Genomic DNA, 17,971 nt, shown 5'->3' with positions numbered 1-17,971 from the left:
AAACACTTCATTAAATTTTAAATATAAAACAAGCCAATGTCATCGGATATTAACTACCGTAACATTGGCTTGTTTTGCATTATTCATGAGGTGATTTATTTGCTTGTCTTGCATTTTGACAATTATGTTGAATACTCATTAAAGAAGTTCTAATGTGCATGTATTGTGGTAAAGTTGCCATTTCTTGAACATTGATATTAGAACCGATTTCAAAATGTTTAGCAATGTTTTCAAATACTAACAAATACTCTCCCATGGTTTCATCATTAATATGGTAACGTTTTTCATTACTTAATGCCCTCGTCAGCATAAAACTGATTTCTTCTAGTGCATATATACTAGGATAATAGTATTGTATAACCCTTTTATTACTAAATACTTCACCATTCGCACTATTATATATTTGTTTCATATTGTTTAGTTGAACACTTAAATGCAACATTTCTTTTTTATCTCGCTCTCTCGATGAGTATTTGTTGCTTGAAAATAAATAATGGAATAACACTGCTTCATTACGAGCTACTGTAGCAAGCGTGCCTGGTAACATTGAAGAAGCAGTCTTTCTACCTATGATCAGTAAAGAAACAACAGCAATAATAATACCAACAATCACATCAATAATTCGTGGAAGTGCTATTAAAATCGAGAGATGGTTCGATGCTAAACCATTTAATAATATAACTTGGATTGTGATAAATATAACTGCAAATGAATAATTTGCTCCAACGAATATTTCTGTTATGCCTGCTGCAACCGCAAGGAGTAATATAGCGATAGGTACAGGTGGTGTAGACAATAGTATTAATGACAGTACAAGTACACCTATAATCGTACCGATACCTCTTGATCCAGCACGTTCAAAACTGTGTAATGTAGTTGAACCTAATAATACTGTATGCGTACTAAGTGGAATCCAATATGCTTTGTCAAAATCAAACATCAATGCGATAAAAATCGCAATTGCCATAATAACGATATAGCGTATAGTATTTCTAAAGACAAATGAATCTATTGTCAAATTCGTAACTAATCGATGACCATAAATAGGTACACGTATATCCACTTCGTGTTCCAGTTGTGCATCATTTGCATTCATTATGGCATCAACTTTGAATATATTATCTACAAGTTTTTGATAAGCTTCATCAATATCAACTTGGCGTGTCCATGTTTTATTTGTCTTACCTTGCGTATATACTAAATTGATTACGTAGTCTACCATCAATTTAATATCTTGAGGTAAAGGCCGTACATTTTTTTCATTTAATTCCAGTAATTCTGAATGTATACCTTGTGCAATATTATGTAGCAATATTAAACGTTGGAATTGTGGTGACTTTTGAGATTTGGCAGAACTTGCAGTGATGAGTTGGTTATCAGTATTTCTAAAAGCAGTCACTGCAAATCGGGATGCTTTTGAAAATGCTTTTGGATCATCAAAATTATAAACTAATTGTTTTATAATATTATAATCATTTTTAATTGATTTAACTTCAGCTGATTCTTTTGACAGTAAAATCACCACGATTACTACAAATGTTGCTAATAAACCTCCGATAAATACTGAAACACCTCTTATTAATGCTTCATCTGGAGCAACTGGTAAATTAATTGGCAAACTGAATGCCACAATAAAAAAAGTTGATGATGGTCCAGGAATGTTTAATGAACTAAATACATAATACGGTATTACTGCTACAATCAATAATAAAATACCAAATATGATGGGTTGATTGACGGTCAACGTGCCTAACATCATTGATAATGCAAATACTATTGAAGTAAAAAATACTGTACGAAGTTTAGACTTTGCCGTACCGCCAAACACATAAATGTGTGCTAACGTACCTGTTGAAATTAATAGACCGATTGAAAAATAATCGACTAAATAACCAATCATTAATGGTAAAAACATTAGTATCGCTTGTCTAATACCTTTAGCAACATCGATTTTCATAGCATTAAATTTTGTGAGTGACTTTAAATATTTAATCAATGGCGATTCACCTCTCCTTTTTATTTTATTTTAACAATGATATTTCATCTGATTTGATGGAAAACATAAAAAAGACGGGTTAGAAATCTAAAATTTATATTTCGATCTCATAGTCCCGTCCCCGTTAAGGTCATTTTGTTTTGTGAAAAACTTGTTATACATAGCTTTAAATATAAATACTTTGCTTTTATACAATATTAAAGATATTTAATTTATCCTTCAGCTCACTTTATCAAATACATAAATCTACAACTGGGGAAGTACATTGTAAAATAGTTCATTTCACAAATTTTGGTTGAGAAATCAGATACATTTTAATTAACGATTACTAAACTATTTTAACACTTTTATTGGTTTCTGCTAGGGCATTTCCTACAAATCGTTATAATGAATATGTTTAATCATTACTATATTCTACTTTAACGAGTAATTTTATTCTGATTGTTTGATGTCTTCGTGCACTGTTGAATAATCAATATCAGATTCTAAAAATGTCGCGTTATTTACTGGGAAATGTTGTTCAAGTGTTTCAATATTACTTATTTCTACATCGCCATGATTCATTTCAAAATCCAATACATGTCCACCTATTGTTTTATCTCTATCTACAAAATGTAAATGGAAACCTCCGGCAGCTATGCCATGAAAAAGTGTTGGTGCATAAAAACCAACGATCGTACCTTCAATTTGATCATAATGAAACTCTGGTTGTTGTTTAGCCGATTCAATTAGTTTAGTATACGGTTTTTCTTGTTTTGGCATCATTCTAACATGTACATTTTCAAATTTCCCAGATATTTTAACCGCAAAAAATAAGTTTTCACTGGCAGCGTAGCTTTTAGTTTGATTTAATACATATTCAGAATCAGTAATATGTCTCACTTCAAAACTAACATCCGGTTGAAATGGTGTGACCGTAGAAAAAGGTGTCATTTCACTACCCTCTAGCTGTTTGAAATTACCATGTGCATCAGCATGATAAGCGATGCCGTCTAATATAATAACTTCACCGTCTGATCCTGTTAACGTACCGATACCTAAATCACCATGTTTTAAAATTTCATTCATTTCCATAGTGCCATCTAATAATCCAGCCATCAATGTACCGAGCGTGCCATGTTGATATAGCATGATATTTTCTCTCCTTATATCAGTATCTTTTTTAAAGAATTTCACTATTCACAATAATTCACAACATATTATTATACAATATAATTGTGTTTTCCAATAACTTTGTGCTCACAAAACATTAATGAAACATGAATATTTCTCGATATCAACCTTATATGCTTTACTTTAAAACTATGATAAAACACACTTTGATTTCATTTATAAATATCGATTCAAGCTATAAATATCGATTCAAGCTATAAATATCGATTCAAGCTATAAATATCGATTCAAGCTATAAATAAACGTCAACTTCGTTTTACCAAGATGGCATCCATCATAGGAAAATGTTCAGTTAATACGCTTCAATATTTCAAAAAAATGAAAGCGCCCGTTTCTATTCAATTGAATTTGAAACGGGCGCTTATGCGATAATCATAGATGTTTATCTTCTATACGCTTATGTTATTAATTATTTAATTGTAGCAACTTCTATTTTAGGCGCTTCAAGTAAATAAGTTTCTATTTCTTTAAAAAATGTTTGAAAATGTTCAGATTGATTATGTGCTTCTAATGCAGCTTGATCTTTATATTTTTCTATAAAAGCAAAAGTTTGAGGTTCATTTGTATTTTCAAAGTGCGCATAATATAATGCACCTGCTTCTTGATTTGCTGCAATGACTAAGCGTTCAACCTCTGCTAAATAATTTTCTCTATGTTCTGATTTAATCTTCATTACTGCAGTTACTAAAATCATATATAACCTCCTGAGATAATCGCTCTTGCAAAGTTTGTTTAAAAGAGTATTAAAGTTCTTCTTTTTCAATGATTAACGGTTGATCCGGTTTAACAAAAAACCACATAATTATTGCAAACACGACTGGGATAATAACTAATTCTAATGTCACTGTCCAACCAACAATATCAACCATCATACCTGCTAATAAAGGACTCAGCAATGCACCGATATTGCCCCATAAATTCATCCAGCCAGATACTGAACCAGAAAAATTACGTCCTAAATCTGTAGCTGCCGCCCAACTCATTCCTGTAGCAATTCCTATTCCGCCTAAACATAATGACAACCACAGCACATTTGCTACTAAATTGTTTGTTTGAATTGACATGAATAATGAGATACAAAATACCACAAAACCGATGATTGCAATGGACGCTCTCGCAACAAATCTTGATTTTCCATTTTGTAATAGCTTATCAGAGATTGCACCGCCACATAATATTAATAAGAACATAGCAATCCATGGTGCACCTGCTGCCCAAGCCATATCAGGGTCGGTTAATTTGACATTATATTGTTCCGTTAGATATGTAGGTAACCATATTAAGAATAGTGACACAACAAATTGTACAACAAAATATTGTGCAGCCAATGCATAAAAGCTAAATCTTCTTAAGAAGATATTCCACGGCGCGTTACTTTTTTCAGTTTTTATGATATCACGGTTTTCCATAATATATTTTTTTTCTGCTTCATTTACCATTTTATGTTGTTCCGGTAAATCTTTTGAAATAATAATCCATAATAATGCAATGACAATACCAATAGCACCAAAAATATAAAATACAGCTTGCCATCCAAACATATTAACGATAGCAATCGTAACTACAGGTGCAATCACTGGTCCAAAATATGAACCCGCTAACAATGCACTCGAAGCACGTCCTTTTTCACCTTTAGCAAACCAAAATGAGTTAAACACTGCATTCGAAGGATACATAGGTGCCTCACCTATACCAAATAAAAAACGTACAGCATATAATAAACCATGATTTTTAACAACACCAGTTAAAATCGTGAAAGCACTCCACCATACGAGCGCAATTGTTAACATTTTTTTAGAGCCAAATTTTTCTGCCAAAAAACCTGAAGGTACTTGCATCAACGCATACCCTAACGAGAAAAATGATGCTAATAAACCAAACTGTGTTTTCGTCAAATGTAAATCTTCCATCATAGGTCCTGCAATAATGGAAATATTTGATCTATCCATATAAGCAATTACACCTATAATGAAAAACGCAATAGCAAAATACCATCTTATATTTGTTCTTTTTTGTTCCATTTTTTTACCCACACTCTCTCCCTATTTCACTAGTCATCATATGACCTATTGTGTGCCTAGATATTACCACAATATGAAATCGCTTACAACTACTTTTTTCATTTTATGATAATACCTTATTCATTCTTATGAACAGCGTACACAGTTTATGTGACAGGTATTAACACCAGTTCTTTAAAAACCTAAATCTTCACTATAATATTAGTTGAAATAAGTTTTTCTTAAATCCCTCAGTGCATTGAAATTTCAAGGCAACAAATTTATTAATTATCTTTATATCACCTTAAATATGCATTACACATTAATTTAGATTATAATACAGAAGTAATTAAAAAATACCATCATGTTTGATTAAGAAAAGGAGCGACACTTATCGCCATGGAACAAATACTGACAAACTTTATAAATTCATGGGGTTATACTGCTATTGCAATATTAATCCTATTAGAAAATATATTACCTTTTATTCCATCTGAAATTATTTTGACATTTGCAGGACTGATGACAGTTAAATCTGATTTATCCATACCTTTACTTTTTATCATATCTACCATTTCATCGTTAATCGGTTTAATCATACTTTATTACATCAGTAGTATCGTCTCTGAAGCACGTTTATATCGTTTTGTTGATAAATATGGAAAATGGATCAAACTCAAAGGAAAAGATATTGCTCGCGCTAATGAATGGTTTAAAAAATACGGTGCTATTGCAGTCTTTCTTTGTCGCTTTATTCCTGTTTTACGCGTATTAATCACCATACCAGCAGGCATTAATAGAATGAATATTGTATTATTTACTATTCTTTCGTTAATAGGTACTACAATTTGGAACATTGCACTCATCTTCTTAGGTAGCATGTTGAGCAACAGTTTTGATACGTTAATGAATGGCTTACACACTTATTCATATATTATGTATGTCATCATCGCTATAGCTGTCGTATATCTCTTTATTCGTATCTACAAAAAGAATCGCACACATCAATAAGTGCACGCTTTGCTTTAGTTTAAAACTTGTTACGTCATTTGCTCGTATAACTGATATCTATCTTAGCAATCAGACAAAATCCGTAGGGTTTTTGTCTGATTTTTTTATAAAAAAAGACTAACTTCCCCCTTTGAAGTTAGTCTTTCACGATTTTTAATTTCTCCCTAAAATTTTGAGCAGAAAATTTTCTATTACTTATGTGCGCTTTTAATATTTATATAATCAAAATACTACCCCTTTATCAAACTACTATGATAATGATTACTTATTACCTTTTACTATTTGACGAACTTCTTCTAAATCGCCTTCTACATCAATTTGAGGTTTCTTCGTCATTTTACTAACTAAAATGGTAACAATTAAACTTGTTAAAAATCCTGGAACAATCTCATACAAATTAAAGAAATCATTAATTTCACCTAATGGTTTAACAAAAGCAATCCAAACAATTACAACAATTGCACCTGAAATCATTCCGCTGACTGCACCAGTACGACTTAAACCTTTCCAATATAAACTCATTAATACAAGTGGTCCAAATGCAGCACCAAAACCTGCCCAAGCGTTACCTACAAGATTTAAAATTGTATCATTAGGTGACCATGCAATGATAATTGAAACAATTGCAACTAAAACAACTGACATACGTCCCACAAAAACAAATTCCTTTTCATGTTTTTTTGCTGCTTCCTCACCACGGAACAATTTATAAAAATCTTCAGTTAATGAACTTGATGTCACCAATAGTTGTGACGAAATCGTACTCATAATCGCTGCTAAAATAGCTGCAAGTAAGAAACCGCCCACAAGTGGATGGAACAATATTTGACCCATTAATATAAACAGTGTTTCTGGATCCTCAAGTGTTACACCACCACGATTGACAAATGTAATACCTACAAGACCTACACCAACTGCCCCCAGTAAGCTAATTGCCATCCAACCTATACCAAAACGTCTTGCTGTCGGTAATTGTTTCACTGATTTAATAGACATAAAACGCACAATAATATGTGGTTGTCCAAAATAACCTAAGCCCCAAGCAAAGAATGATATGATACCAATAACCGTTGTACCTTTAAATAAATCAAGGTTTGTCGGTTTCAAATCTGCCGCTTGCGATAAAGTATCCAATCCACTTAATTGCATCATCGCTACTATTGGTACCATGACCATAGCAATTAACATGATTACCCCTTGGAAAAAGTCCGTTAACGACACGGCTAAATATCCGCCGAAGAAAGTATACGCAATTACAATAATAGCAACTAATAATAATCCAAAATGGTAGTTTAAACCAAAAGCACTATCAAATAATTTACCACCTGCAACCATTCCAGAATGAGTATACAGTGTAAAGAACACGACAATAATACCACCTGATATAATTTTAATCACATTTGATTGATCATCTAAACGATTTCTAAAGAAATCAGGTAATGTTATTGCATCTCCAGCTTTTTCTGTATACACACGTAATCGTGGGGCTACAACGAGATAATTTATGTATGCACCAATAGTCAGACCGATTGCCAACCATGCAGCTGATAACCCTGTCGTATAAACTTCACCGGGCAATCCCATAATCATCCAACCACTCATATCTGATGCTCCAGCAGATAATGCTGTAACATAAGGTCCTATGTTTCTACCACCTAACATATACTCACTGATATTACCTGTCGCTTGCTTATAGCCGTAATATCCAATGACTAATAGCACAACAAAATACGCACCAAGCATAATATATGTCTGCCAGTTTGGATTTACTTGACTCGATAACGATGCTCCCAAAGTAAACATAAAATAAACTCCCTTTGTATAATTTTGTTACATGCACTTATTATACAAAAGTTTAAAAATTTTTAAACCGCTATTTAAAAAATATTTTTTGCAAATACATTCCAAATCACCTTCAATACGCTCAAAACAATTGTTATAAAGCTATTTTTATCGTTTTAAATAATATGTGTATATTTACAATTATAGGGTTAAATACTTATTTTTCTAATTCAAAAAAATGTATGTTTCCTACAATATTTACATTTATATGAGAATTTGCTTATTTGAGTAACATCGTTATTTTTAACAATTTTACCGCTTTTTTGACAAAAAAATGAAGCCATTCCCATTAATTAAAAGATAGTATAAATAATGTAATCAATACTAGACACTCACCCCAAAAATAATGCTACAATATTACACATACAATGGAAACGTTTTATTAAATAGAATGAGTAACAAAACTACCTAATTGGAGTGACATAAATAATGCATGATGCAACAGAAAAAAGTGTAAAAGAAAAATATTTAGATTTATTATCTCAACAATTTAATAACAGAGAGGAATTAGCAACTGAAATTATAAATCTTGAGTCTATTTTAGAACTTCCAAAAGGTACGGAACATTTCGTCAGTGACCTACATGGAGAATTCCATGCATTTCAACATGTATTAAGAAACGGTTCAGGAAATGTTCGTTCTAAAATCAGTGATATATTTCAAGATACTTTGACACGCCAAGAAATAAATGAATTTTCGGCACTTGTATATTATCCAGAAGAAAAATTAAAATTAATTAAAAATAGTTTCACCTCAAAAGAGCGCTTAGATGAATGGTATATCACAACGATTAATCGTCTTATCAAATTAGTCACTTATGCTTCTTCTAAATATACACGAACAAAATTACGCAAAACTTTACCTAAAAATTATATTTTTATAATAGAAGAGCTGTTATATAAAAGTAATAAATATAATAATAAACATTCATATTATCAGACACTAATGAATCAAATTATTGAACTCGAACAATCAGATGATCTGATTATCGGTCTGTCCTTTACAATTCAACATCTCGTGGTGAACCATTTACACGTTGTAGGTGATATTTATGATCGTGGTCCAGAACCTGATAAAATCATGGACACCTTAATTGACTATCCTTCTGTTGATGTACAATGGGGAAATCATGATGTCTTGTGGATTGGTGCCTATGCTGGTTCTAAAGTGTGCTTAGCAAATTTACTCAGAATTTGTGCGCGTTATGATAACTTAGACATTATTGAAGATGCTTATGGTATTAATTTACGTCCATTATTAACACTTGCTGAAAAATACTATTCAGGTGACAATCCTGCTTTCAAACCTAAAAATGCTGAAGGACTGTCTCAATCCGAAATAGAACAAATCACTAAAATTCACCAAGCAATCGCAATCATCCAATTTAAACTAGAAGCACCTATCATTAAGCGTAGACCTAACTTTGAAATGGAAGAACGATTAGTGTTGGAAAGCATCGACTATGAAAATCATACAGCCACACTTTATGGTAAAACTTATGCTTTAGAACATACTTGTTTCCAAACAATTGATCCAAGCAACCCTAACGCATTAACTGAAGATGAACACGAAGTAATAGAAAAATTATTATTATCAGTGCAACAATCTGAAAAATTAAAACGTCACATGACATTTTTAATGCAAAAAGGGAAACTTTACCTTCCTTATAATGGCAATCTGCTAATTCATGGTTGTATACCTGTGGATGAAAATGGAGAAATGGAATCTATGGTTATTGATGGTGAAAAATGCTATGGTAGAGATTTGCTTGACCATTTCGAATACTTTGTAAGAGAGGCATTTGACCATAAAGACATACATGATGATTTAGCAACTGATCTCGTTTGGTATCTATGGACAGGTAAGTATTCGTCCTTATTTGGAAAAAGAGCAATGACAACATTTGAACGTTATTTTATTAATGATAAATCAGCACATAAAGAAACTAAAAACCCTTATTATTATTTACGTGAAGACGTAAATATGTGCAAAAAAATGTTAAAAGATTTCGGTTTAGATCCAGAAGAAGGACATATAATCAATGGCCATACACCAGTTAAAGAAATTGACGGCGAAAACCCAATCAAAGCAAATGGTAAAATGATTGTCATCGACGGTGGATTTTCAAAAGCCTACCAATCTACAACTGGTATTGCTGGCTATACTTTACTCTATAATTCTTTTGGAATGCAGCTTGTAGCACACCAACACTTTAATTCTAAAAAACATGTCTTGCTCAATGGGGCTGACGAGCTTTCTATAAGACGCGTGGTAGACAAAGAGTTAAAACGTAAAAAAATACGTGATACTAATACTGGTAAAGATATACAAGAAAAAATTGATGTGTTAAAAGTATTGATGCATGACCGATTTGTCAACTAATTTTATCCATGACTTCTTTATAAAATGATAATGAAATGATGCCGTATTCAGTGACTAAAAGTTCAAAAAAACAACGCGGCGAATGCTACGTTGTTTCATAAAAATATAGAAAACGACAATATTTATAAACGCCGTTCTCTTAAATTGTAAACTTAATCAAAGTACCATTTTCTAGGCTGTTAATCCCTAAATTCCATGGGTATGCAGCCTAGTTTTTTTAGGTTCTGCCTTTATGAATATTTTCAATTTGTTTACTCAACCTTAGAGCTGTTCCGTTCTCTCAAAAAATACAAATGTATATATGATATGAACTTTATGATTTATTTCTCGTTTCGTTTAAGATAAAATAAATCATTGTGATGTTTATTAAATAAGTATGATTACCATATGTATGGCAAGAAAGGATTCCAATTATATGTCTAGTTTAAAAGAAAGTATCATCGTTGCTTTTGCGTTTGTAGGTGTTGTTGTGGGTGCCGGCTTTGCGACGGGCCAAGAAATTTTCCAATTTTTTACTAGCAATGGTAAATTTAGTGTTTTAGGCGTTATTATCACCGGATTTATCATTACCATAGCTGGTGTATTTGTATTAAATACAGGCTACCGGTTGCGTTCACACAGCCATACTGAGCCCATAAAGTTTTACCTACCTCGAACAATTGCGACAATTTTTGATATGATTTTAACACTGTTTTTACTTGCATTAGCTATGATAATGACAGCTGGTGGCGTTTCAACGATTCATGAAAATTTTGGTATACCTTATGTCATTAGCGCTTTGATTTTAGTCATTATTATCTTGGCTACTTTATGCTTAAAATTTGATCGTTTAATCACTGTTTTAGGTATGGTTACACCATTTTTAATTATTATTGTATCAATAATTGCTATTTATTATTTCACTACTGGAAGTTTTGACTTTGATTCAGCGTCGCAATATGCCAATAGTGGCACACGTACAGATAAATGGTGGTGGTTTGATGCAATTAATTATGGCAGTTTGCAAATTGCAGCTGCGTTTAGTTTTCTTTCTGTAATGGGGGGACGTATAAAATCTGAAAAGGCAACATATTTAGGTGGTATTTTAGGTGGCATGGTCATAACGTTTTTATTATTAATGTTAAATCTTGGTATGGTCACAGAATTTACAAAAATAACAAATGTAGCGTTACCGTCACTATTATTGGCAAAACAAATTTCACCTGTGATTGGTCATTTTATGGCCATTATCATGGTATTAGTGATTTATAATACAGTTGTGGGATTAATGTATGCATTTGCCTCTCGTTTCACAGAACCATATAAACAAAATTATTATATTTTAATTATAATTATTGCAATTATTACATTTGCTACTACGTTTGTCGGTTTTATTGAGTTAATTGGAAAAGTATTTCCATTGATGGGACTCTTTGGTTTTATTTTGCTAATTCCTATATTAATGAAAGGTATCTTTAATAAATCACATTCATCATAACAAAAACCTCTAGACGAGAGTTTCAATATTATCATCATTCAATCATAATATTGAGTTGGTCTAGAGGTTTTTTATTTTGCTATCGCAGCACTTACATATCATTATTCTAATTAAATTGTTATTTATTCATCTTCTAATAATGATTGGCCCGCAATAATGCCTTCACGTGTCAACTCGTGACTATTCACCCATATTTGTTTAACTGTTGCGCCAGCTTGATTAAAGATATCAATCACATGTTGACTATCCTGAACAGAAACGATAGGGTCATTTTCACCCATTGATAATAATACCTTGGAATTGGATAAATCTTTGTCATTTACTGACTCTAAAGGATATAAAGGTGCGTAAAGTAGTGCTTTGTTAAATGAAATATCTGGGTGTAACATCATGCTTATCGCAATATTAGAACCATTAGAGAATCCTACTGGTATAGCTTGGGTCAAATCAAAATGATACGTTTTAGCCGCTTCTTTTAAAAATCGTATTAAATTGTTTGTTCTATATTTCAAATCTTCAACATCATATTGTCCTTCACCATATCTCTTGAAGAAACGATTCATACCATTTTCCGAAACTTCTCCTCTTACACTTAGTACATTATAACTTGCATTTAATGCTTGTGCTAAAGGTAAAAGATCATGTTCATCTCCACCTGTGCCGTGTAATAAAATAAAAGTTGGACCGTTTAAATCACCTTGTTTAAAAATGTGTTCCATTATTTATCATCTCCTTTTTAATATACTTATATTCGAATAGGTGGTAATAATTTCAATAATGCTTCTCTTTGTTCCTCATATTGTGGCGGTAACATAAGATGTGTACCCAAGTCTTCAAATCGTTCATCTATCGTAAATCCTGGTCCTTCAGTAGCAAACTCAAAAATAATGCCACCACGTTCTTTCATGTAAATAGCATTAAAATAATTGCGATCTTTCACTTCCGTTACATGATAGCCCTTGTCTTTCATTTTCATTTGCCAAGCTTTGTGTTCCTCATCATTAGGTACTGACCAGGCAATATGATGCACGACACCAACACCCCATCGTACACGCACATCGGCAACTTCTTTTTGAACTATCACATGGTGTCGCCATTCTCCTTTAGTTTCAAGGTGAATATGACTCTTATTTTCATCTATTAGCTCTAACCCCATATCCTCATTTAATGTTCGTACTGTTTGATATGGCTCAATTGATAGCATGCTAACACCATGAAAACCTATAATATTTTCTCCACTATCGTACGTATGCGCTTCATCAGCTTCCACAAGTGCTAATGGTAACGCATGTGTATCTGAAAATTCGACCGTAGCTTTATTAAATAATTGTGTTCTCGCAGTTTCTATCCCATGTGATTGCAAATGTTTTTCCCAATCTTCTAATGATCCTTTAGGCACTCGAAATGCTATACGTTGAACCTGACCAGAACCGATACGTCCTTTATAATTGTTGGGCCAATTAAAAAATGTCAATATTGTTCCATTATCCACATTGCCATTCGCAAAATATAGATGGTACGTGGAAGGATCATCAAAATTCACTGTTTTCTTAATTAATTTTAAATTGAGTATATCTCTATAAAATTGAATATTCTCTTCTGGATTACCTACAATCGCCGAAATATGATGAATATGACTAATATCTTCCATAAAATAACTACCCTCTCACTTTTTAATATTAAGATTTAAGCAATCTCACAATTTAATGTGAACGTCTTGTATCAAATGGACGCACTTCTGATTCTATATAATCACGTTTTTCTTCTAAAAATGGTGGTAATGCAAGGCTTTCGCCCAATGTTTCATATGGTTCATCTCCCATAAATCCAGGTCCATCTGTAGAAACTTCAATCAAAATATGACCAATACGTGCATATAATGCTTCAAAATAAAATCTATCTACTAAGCCTGAGTTACCAATACCATACTGTTCATATTTTTCTAACCATTTAGATATTGCCTCATGATCTTTTAATCTGAATGAAACATGATGCACTTCACCATAACCTTGTCTTGCTTCTGGTCCAGTTGCATCTTTTCTTAAAAAGACTTGGCCACCATTACCACCTTCACCTACTTCTAATACTGCAACGTTTTCTTCTTCTATAATTGTTGTCATACCAAATATATCTTCTAAAATCTTTTTAAAGTCTTCAAAATAACTAACAGTTATTTCAATCGGACCTAGACCATAAATCGCTTTATCTGTTGGTACTGGGCCTTCTTTCCATGGTTGACCAGCTGCCACACCTTTATTGTTTTCATCTGAGATTAATTGATAACTTTGTCCATCTGCTTCTTCAAAAGGCAATACCTTTTTACCAAATAATGTTTGAATGCCTTCATGTTTAATATTATATTCATTAAATCTTTGTTCATAATATGCTAACGCTGCATTATCAGGCACACGAAATGACGGACGTGTAATTGAATTTGTGCCAGAATGCCCTTGAGGAACATTAGGAAAATCAAAAAATGTCATATCTGTACCTGGAGAACCAACATCATCTGCAAAGAATGTATGATAAGTATATATATCATCTTGGTTTACAGTCTTTTTCACAAGTCTCATTCCTAATACTTCAGTAAAAAATTTATAGTTTCGTTCAGCATCATCTGTGATTGCTGTTACATGGTGTATTCCTAATAATTGAGTGTTTGTCATAATAAAACTCCTTTTTCCATTATATTTATCTCAATTTCGAAGTAATTTTGAATAAAATTTTTAAGTGCTACGACTTATTGATAGGTTGAGCACTTAATTTTTTTAAAGCTTGTTGCAATGTTGCTAATTCTTCGTTTGACAATACTGAGAAAGTTGATTCTAACGTAGCTGCATGTTCTGGAAATATATCATTCATCAATGCATGTCCTTCTTCTGTAATTGAAGCATTCGTTACGCGCTTATCTTGTATATTTCGAATTCTTACTACATATCCTTTTGCTTCTAACTTATCAACGACATAAGTGATACTGCTACTCGCAATTAAAACTCTGTCACCAATACGTTGTATCGGCTGATCACCTTTATTATATAATAACTCTAAAACTGCAAACTCCGTTATATTCAAACCATAACGTTGAATATCATTTCTAACGATTTGTTCTAAATGATCTACGGTTCGATTTAAACCAATAAAGGTATTCAATGACTCTTTAGTACGATTCATTGCATCACCAACTTTCAATTTATTTCGATTTCGAGATAAATTATAATACCCTTTTGAACATAAGTCAACACATTAAGTATAAAAAATATACTAACATCCGATTACTTAACAAAACCAAAGTTTTATGATTATTTCTCAAACCGTTTCTTCTGCTCAAATAAGTGGTATATATCATAGTGTGGAGGTGTCGTAATGAATAAATTATTTATAAACAACCAATTTGTAGAAAGTGAGTCTAATGACACAATGAATGTCATTAATCCTGCGACAGAAGAAATCATAGACACAATTACATTTGCGACTAAAGACGAAGTAAATTCAGCTGTGGAAAAATCTAAACATGCACAATTAGAATGGGAAAAGGTCCCTCAACCAACACGTGCTGACCATGTAAAAATGCTAATTCCGTTATTAGAAGAACATAAAGAAACAATTGCAAAATTATATGTTCAAGAACAAGGTAAAACACTCAATTCAGCAATCGGTGAAATAAACAAGGCAATACACTTTATAGATTATATGACAAGTCAAAGTATGAATAGCAAAGGTGAAGTGATTCAAAATAGTCGTGAAAATGAGACGATACAATTAACTAAAAAACCTATTGGTGTGACAGCAGGTATCGTACCATGGAATGCACCCATCATGGTATTAATGAGAAAGGTCATTCCTGCTGTAATCTCAGGTTGTTCTGTAATAATAAAACCTAGTGAAGAAACATCATTAGTAACTTTAAAAATTGCAGAATTGTTCCGACAATCAACGATTCCTGCGGGTCTTATTCAAATTGTTCCTGGTAAAGGAGAAACTGTAGGTACGCAATTAGCAGAACATCCAGATATACAATTAATATCAATCACAGGTAGTATGCGCGCGGGTAAATCCGTTTATGCCAAAAGTGCCCAAACGGTTAAAAAAGTTAACCTTGAACTTGGCGGTAATGCGCCTGTAATAGTGACACCAAATGCCAATTTAAATAAGGCAGTTGATTACATTGTGGCTGCTAGAATTAATAACGCAGGACAAGTATGTACTTGTCCTGAACGCATCTTTGTTCATCATGATATTCACGAAACTTTCATTAATAAACTAAAAGATAAAATGGAGACTCTAAATGTAGGCGATCCATTCGATGATCAAACTGATTTCGGTGCAATTATCAATCAAAAACAATTAGCAAGCATAGATGAAAAAGTTCAAAAGGCAATTCAAAATGGGGCTCAATTAATTACAGGTGGCAGCATCATAAATCGTTCTGGTTATTTTTATGAACCAACGATTTTAGACCAAGTTAGTCCAGACGACGAAGCTTTTAAAGAAGAAATTTTCGGCCCTGTACTACCTATAATTAAATATTCTGATTTTGAAGCAGCTATTGAACACGCCAATCACACAAATGCCGGTTTATCATCTTATATATTTTCAGAAGATTTAAAAGAAGTAATGACAGCAACTGAACGTCTTAAATTTGGTGAGGTTTATGCAAATTGTGAAGCAGAAGAAGTTGTGAATGGATATCATGCTGGTTGGAGAGAGTCAGGTATTGGAGGCGCTGATGGTATTCGTGGGCTTGAAGAATATTATAATACAACAGTATCTTACATCAGATATGATTAAAAATGTTAATTATTGAAAAATACAAAACATGTTGAAATGACTAAATGTATATTAAAAAACGATGATGGTACTTTCTATCACAAAATCAAAAGAGGTTGAGACAAATTTTTTGTCTCAACCTCTTATCTTTATATTAAAATTACTCATTAAGTGCTTTATTTAATGACTTCATATTTTCTTTCATTAAAGATTGATAAGATATTTGCTTATCCTCTATATCTTCTTTTGATAAGGTTGCCATATTATGAAATTTTAGTGGGGTTGTATTAGATTCTTTTTGAATAACATTTGTAACTTTAGATGTTATATTTTGTTCATATAATACATAAGGTTGTTTAGTTTTATTTATATTTTGAACGATATTCATGAGTTCACGTTGACTAGGTTCTTCATTATTCATGCCACTAACACCTTGCTGTTTAAAATGATAGCGATTTGCAAGATAACCTATAGAGTCATGAGAAATTATGGCTGTATCACGTTTAGGATGTTGTGTGATTCGCTTCATCTCATGATCAATTTCATTCATATCCTTTATCAAATGATTATAATTACGCGTGTAATACGTTTTGTGCTTAGGATCCTTCTCGATCAAATCATTTTTAATCACCTTAGCAAATTTTTTATTTAACACCGGATCTAGCCATACATGTGGATCTTCCCCCCCATGATTATGACTTTCATGTGTTTCATGATGTTCATGTTCGTCATGATCGTCATGTGCTTCATGATTTGAAATTAAATCATGGTGATCAAGGTGTGCAGCAACAGGTAACTTCAAATTATTATTTTTAATTGAACTTGCAATTTTCTTGGCAACGGGATCCATTTCTTCATTCGAATAGATAAACAAGTCACTTTTAGCGATATTAATCATTTCTTTTTGTGTCGGTTCAAAAGAGTGCATATCTGCACCAGGTGGATAAATCGAATCAACTTCTACATATTTGCCTCCAATCTGATTAGTGAAACTTTGGAATGCAAAGGCTGTCGTATATATTTTTAATCTATTGTTCGAACTGACGTCTTTTTTCTCAGAATTTATATTTCCGCATGCACTTAACAATACGATGAATATACAGGTCAGAATAAGTAACATAATTTTTTTCAAAAACGCCCCTCCAAATCGAAATTATTCCGTTAAAACTATAAACTTATTTTCACATTTTTTCAATGGTTTTTTATTATTCTTCAATTTTTACTAATATCATTTATGCTTGAAATATATGCTTAATTTTAAAATTTGTTTAACTTAAGGCAAAATGTGATATTAAATATATATGATGTTAATAACATGGAGGT

The 17,971-nt window shown here is 32.3% G+C and carries 14 protein-coding genes; 4 read left to right on the top strand and 10 right to left on the bottom strand.

Translation table 11 applies throughout. The features are described 5' to 3' along the window. Window positions 1-79: 79 nt before the first annotated feature. From KA830_RS01160 to KA830_RS01145, 4 genes are all read right to left on the bottom strand, one after another. Window positions 80-1,996, bottom strand: a complete 1,917-nt coding sequence (locus KA830_RS01160) for an FUSC family protein (protein WP_019470067.1) — start codon at window positions 1,994-1,996, stop codon at window positions 80-82. Between the two features lie 432 nt (window positions 1,997-2,428). Then, entirely contained in the window at window positions 2,429-3,127 is a 699-nt protein-coding gene (budA, locus tag KA830_RS01155) for an acetolactate decarboxylase (protein ID WP_070037393.1), read from the bottom strand. 451 nt (window positions 3,128-3,578) lie between these two features. After that, window positions 3,579-3,863 carry a putative quinol monooxygenase gene (locus KA830_RS01150; protein WP_046206786.1) on the bottom strand — a complete coding sequence of 95 codons (285 nt, stop codon included), beginning with the start codon at window positions 3,861-3,863 and terminating at the stop codon, window positions 3,579-3,581. A 49-nt stretch (window positions 3,864-3,912) separates the two neighbouring features. Further along, a complete protein-coding gene (locus KA830_RS01145) occupies window positions 3,913-5,190 on the bottom strand; it encodes a pyruvate MFS transporter (protein ID WP_046206974.1) in 1,278 nt (425 codons plus the stop codon). A 378-nt stretch (window positions 5,191-5,568) separates the two neighbouring features. Between KA830_RS01145 and uptA the strand changes: the two genes are divergently transcribed. Further along, window positions 5,569-6,180, top strand: coding sequence for an undecaprenyl phosphate transporter UptA (gene uptA / locus KA830_RS01140; RefSeq protein WP_046206785.1), 612 nt, complete (start codon window positions 5,569-5,571; stop codon window positions 6,178-6,180). A 261-nt stretch (window positions 6,181-6,441) separates the two neighbouring features. Here uptA and putP read toward each other — a convergent pair whose 3' ends face one another. Further along, the gene (gene putP / locus KA830_RS01135; RefSeq protein ID WP_046206784.1) at window positions 6,442-7,983 is read right to left on the bottom strand and encodes a sodium/proline symporter PutP; all 1,542 of its coding nucleotides are present in this window, start codon (window positions 7,981-7,983) and stop codon (window positions 6,442-6,444) included. A 468-nt stretch (window positions 7,984-8,451) separates the two neighbouring features. On the opposite strand from putP, the gene KA830_RS01130 reads away from it, so the two are divergent. Together KA830_RS01130 and KA830_RS01125 are read left to right on the top strand one after the other, a co-directional pair. Continuing rightward, on the top strand, window positions 8,452-10,404 hold the full coding sequence (locus tag KA830_RS01130; protein ID WP_040029774.1) for a fructose-bisphosphatase class III: 1,953 nt from the start codon (window positions 8,452-8,454) through the stop codon (window positions 10,402-10,404). A 415-nt stretch (window positions 10,405-10,819) separates the two neighbouring features. Continuing rightward, the gene (locus KA830_RS01125) at window positions 10,820-11,881 is read left to right on the top strand and encodes a YkvI family membrane protein (RefSeq protein WP_204180008.1); all 1,062 of its coding nucleotides are present in this window, start codon (window positions 10,820-10,822) and stop codon (window positions 11,879-11,881) included. Window positions 11,882-12,003: 122 nt separating this feature from the next. On the opposite strand, the gene mhqD is transcribed toward KA830_RS01125, so the two are convergent. From mhqD to KA830_RS01105, 4 genes are all read right to left on the bottom strand, one after another. Beyond that, window positions 12,004-12,600, bottom strand: a complete 597-nt coding sequence (gene mhqD, locus KA830_RS01120) for a methylhydroquinone degradation carboxylesterase MhqD (RefSeq protein WP_019470061.1) — start codon at window positions 12,598-12,600, stop codon at window positions 12,004-12,006. Between the two features lie 26 nt (window positions 12,601-12,626). Further along, window positions 12,627-13,532, bottom strand: coding sequence for a VOC family protein (locus KA830_RS01115; RefSeq protein ID WP_107365219.1), 906 nt, complete (start codon window positions 13,530-13,532; stop codon window positions 12,627-12,629). A gap of 52 nt (window positions 13,533-13,584) precedes the next feature. Next, window positions 13,585-14,547, bottom strand: coding sequence for a ring-cleaving dioxygenase MhqE (mhqE, locus tag KA830_RS01110; protein WP_210134056.1), 963 nt, complete (start codon window positions 14,545-14,547; stop codon window positions 13,585-13,587). A 67-nt stretch (window positions 14,548-14,614) separates the two neighbouring features. After that, window positions 14,615-15,052: a MarR family winged helix-turn-helix transcriptional regulator gene (locus tag KA830_RS01105; protein ID WP_046206973.1), complete on the bottom strand. Its 438-nt coding sequence runs from the start codon at window positions 15,050-15,052 to the stop codon at window positions 14,615-14,617. A 192-nt stretch (window positions 15,053-15,244) separates the two neighbouring features. Between KA830_RS01105 and aldA the strand changes: the two genes are divergently transcribed. Then, entirely contained in the window at window positions 15,245-16,669 is a 1,425-nt protein-coding gene (gene aldA, locus KA830_RS01100) for an aldehyde dehydrogenase (protein WP_204179995.1), read from the top strand. Window positions 16,670-16,808: 139 nt separating this feature from the next. Here aldA and KA830_RS01095 read toward each other — a convergent pair whose 3' ends face one another. After that, window positions 16,809-17,780, bottom strand: a complete 972-nt coding sequence (locus KA830_RS01095; RefSeq protein ID WP_070037377.1) for a metal ABC transporter solute-binding protein, Zn/Mn family — start codon at window positions 17,778-17,780, stop codon at window positions 16,809-16,811. Between the last annotated feature and the right edge of the window lie 191 nt (window positions 17,781-17,971).

This window comes from Staphylococcus sp. GDY8P119P (assembly GCF_017892075.1).
In the GTDB taxonomy this organism is placed as follows: Bacteria; Bacillota; Bacilli; order Staphylococcales; family Staphylococcaceae; genus Staphylococcus; species Staphylococcus ureilyticus.
The sequence above is the reverse complement of the archived record's forward strand: the minus strand, read 5'-3'. Positions and strand labels throughout refer to the sequence as shown.

Coding starts and splice junctions, on each gene's coding strand:
- mhqE (WP_210134056.1), bottom strand. CDS start 14,547: ATGACAAACACTCAATTATTAGGAATACACCATGTAACAGCAATCACA.
- KA830_RS01125 (WP_204180008.1), top strand. CDS start 10,820: ATGTCTAGTTTAAAAGAAAGTATCATCGTTGCTTTTGCGTTTGTAGGT.
- KA830_RS01105 (WP_046206973.1), bottom strand. CDS start 15,052: ATGAATCGTACTAAAGAGTCATTGAATACCTTTATTGGTTTAAATCGA.
- mhqD (WP_019470061.1), bottom strand. CDS start 12,600: ATGGAACACATTTTTAAACAAGGTGATTTAAACGGTCCAACTTTTATT.
- KA830_RS01115 (WP_107365219.1), bottom strand. CDS start 13,532: ATGGAAGATATTAGTCATATTCATCATATTTCGGCGATTGTAGGTAAT.
- uptA (WP_046206785.1), top strand. CDS start 5,569: ATGGAACAAATACTGACAAACTTTATAAATTCATGGGGTTATACTGCT.
- aldA (WP_204179995.1), top strand. CDS start 15,245: ATGAATAAATTATTTATAAACAACCAATTTGTAGAAAGTGAGTCTAAT.
- KA830_RS01130 (WP_040029774.1), top strand. CDS start 8,452: ATGCATGATGCAACAGAAAAAAGTGTAAAAGAAAAATATTTAGATTTA.
- KA830_RS01150 (WP_046206786.1), bottom strand. CDS start 3,863: ATGATTTTAGTAACTGCAGTAATGAAGATTAAATCAGAACATAGAGAA.
- budA (WP_070037393.1), bottom strand. CDS start 3,127: ATGCTATATCAACATGGCACGCTCGGTACATTGATGGCTGGATTATTA.
- putP (WP_046206784.1), bottom strand. CDS start 7,983: ATGTTTACTTTGGGAGCATCGTTATCGAGTCAAGTAAATCCAAACTGG.
- KA830_RS01145 (WP_046206974.1), bottom strand. CDS start 5,190: ATGGAACAAAAAAGAACAAATATAAGATGGTATTTTGCTATTGCGTTT.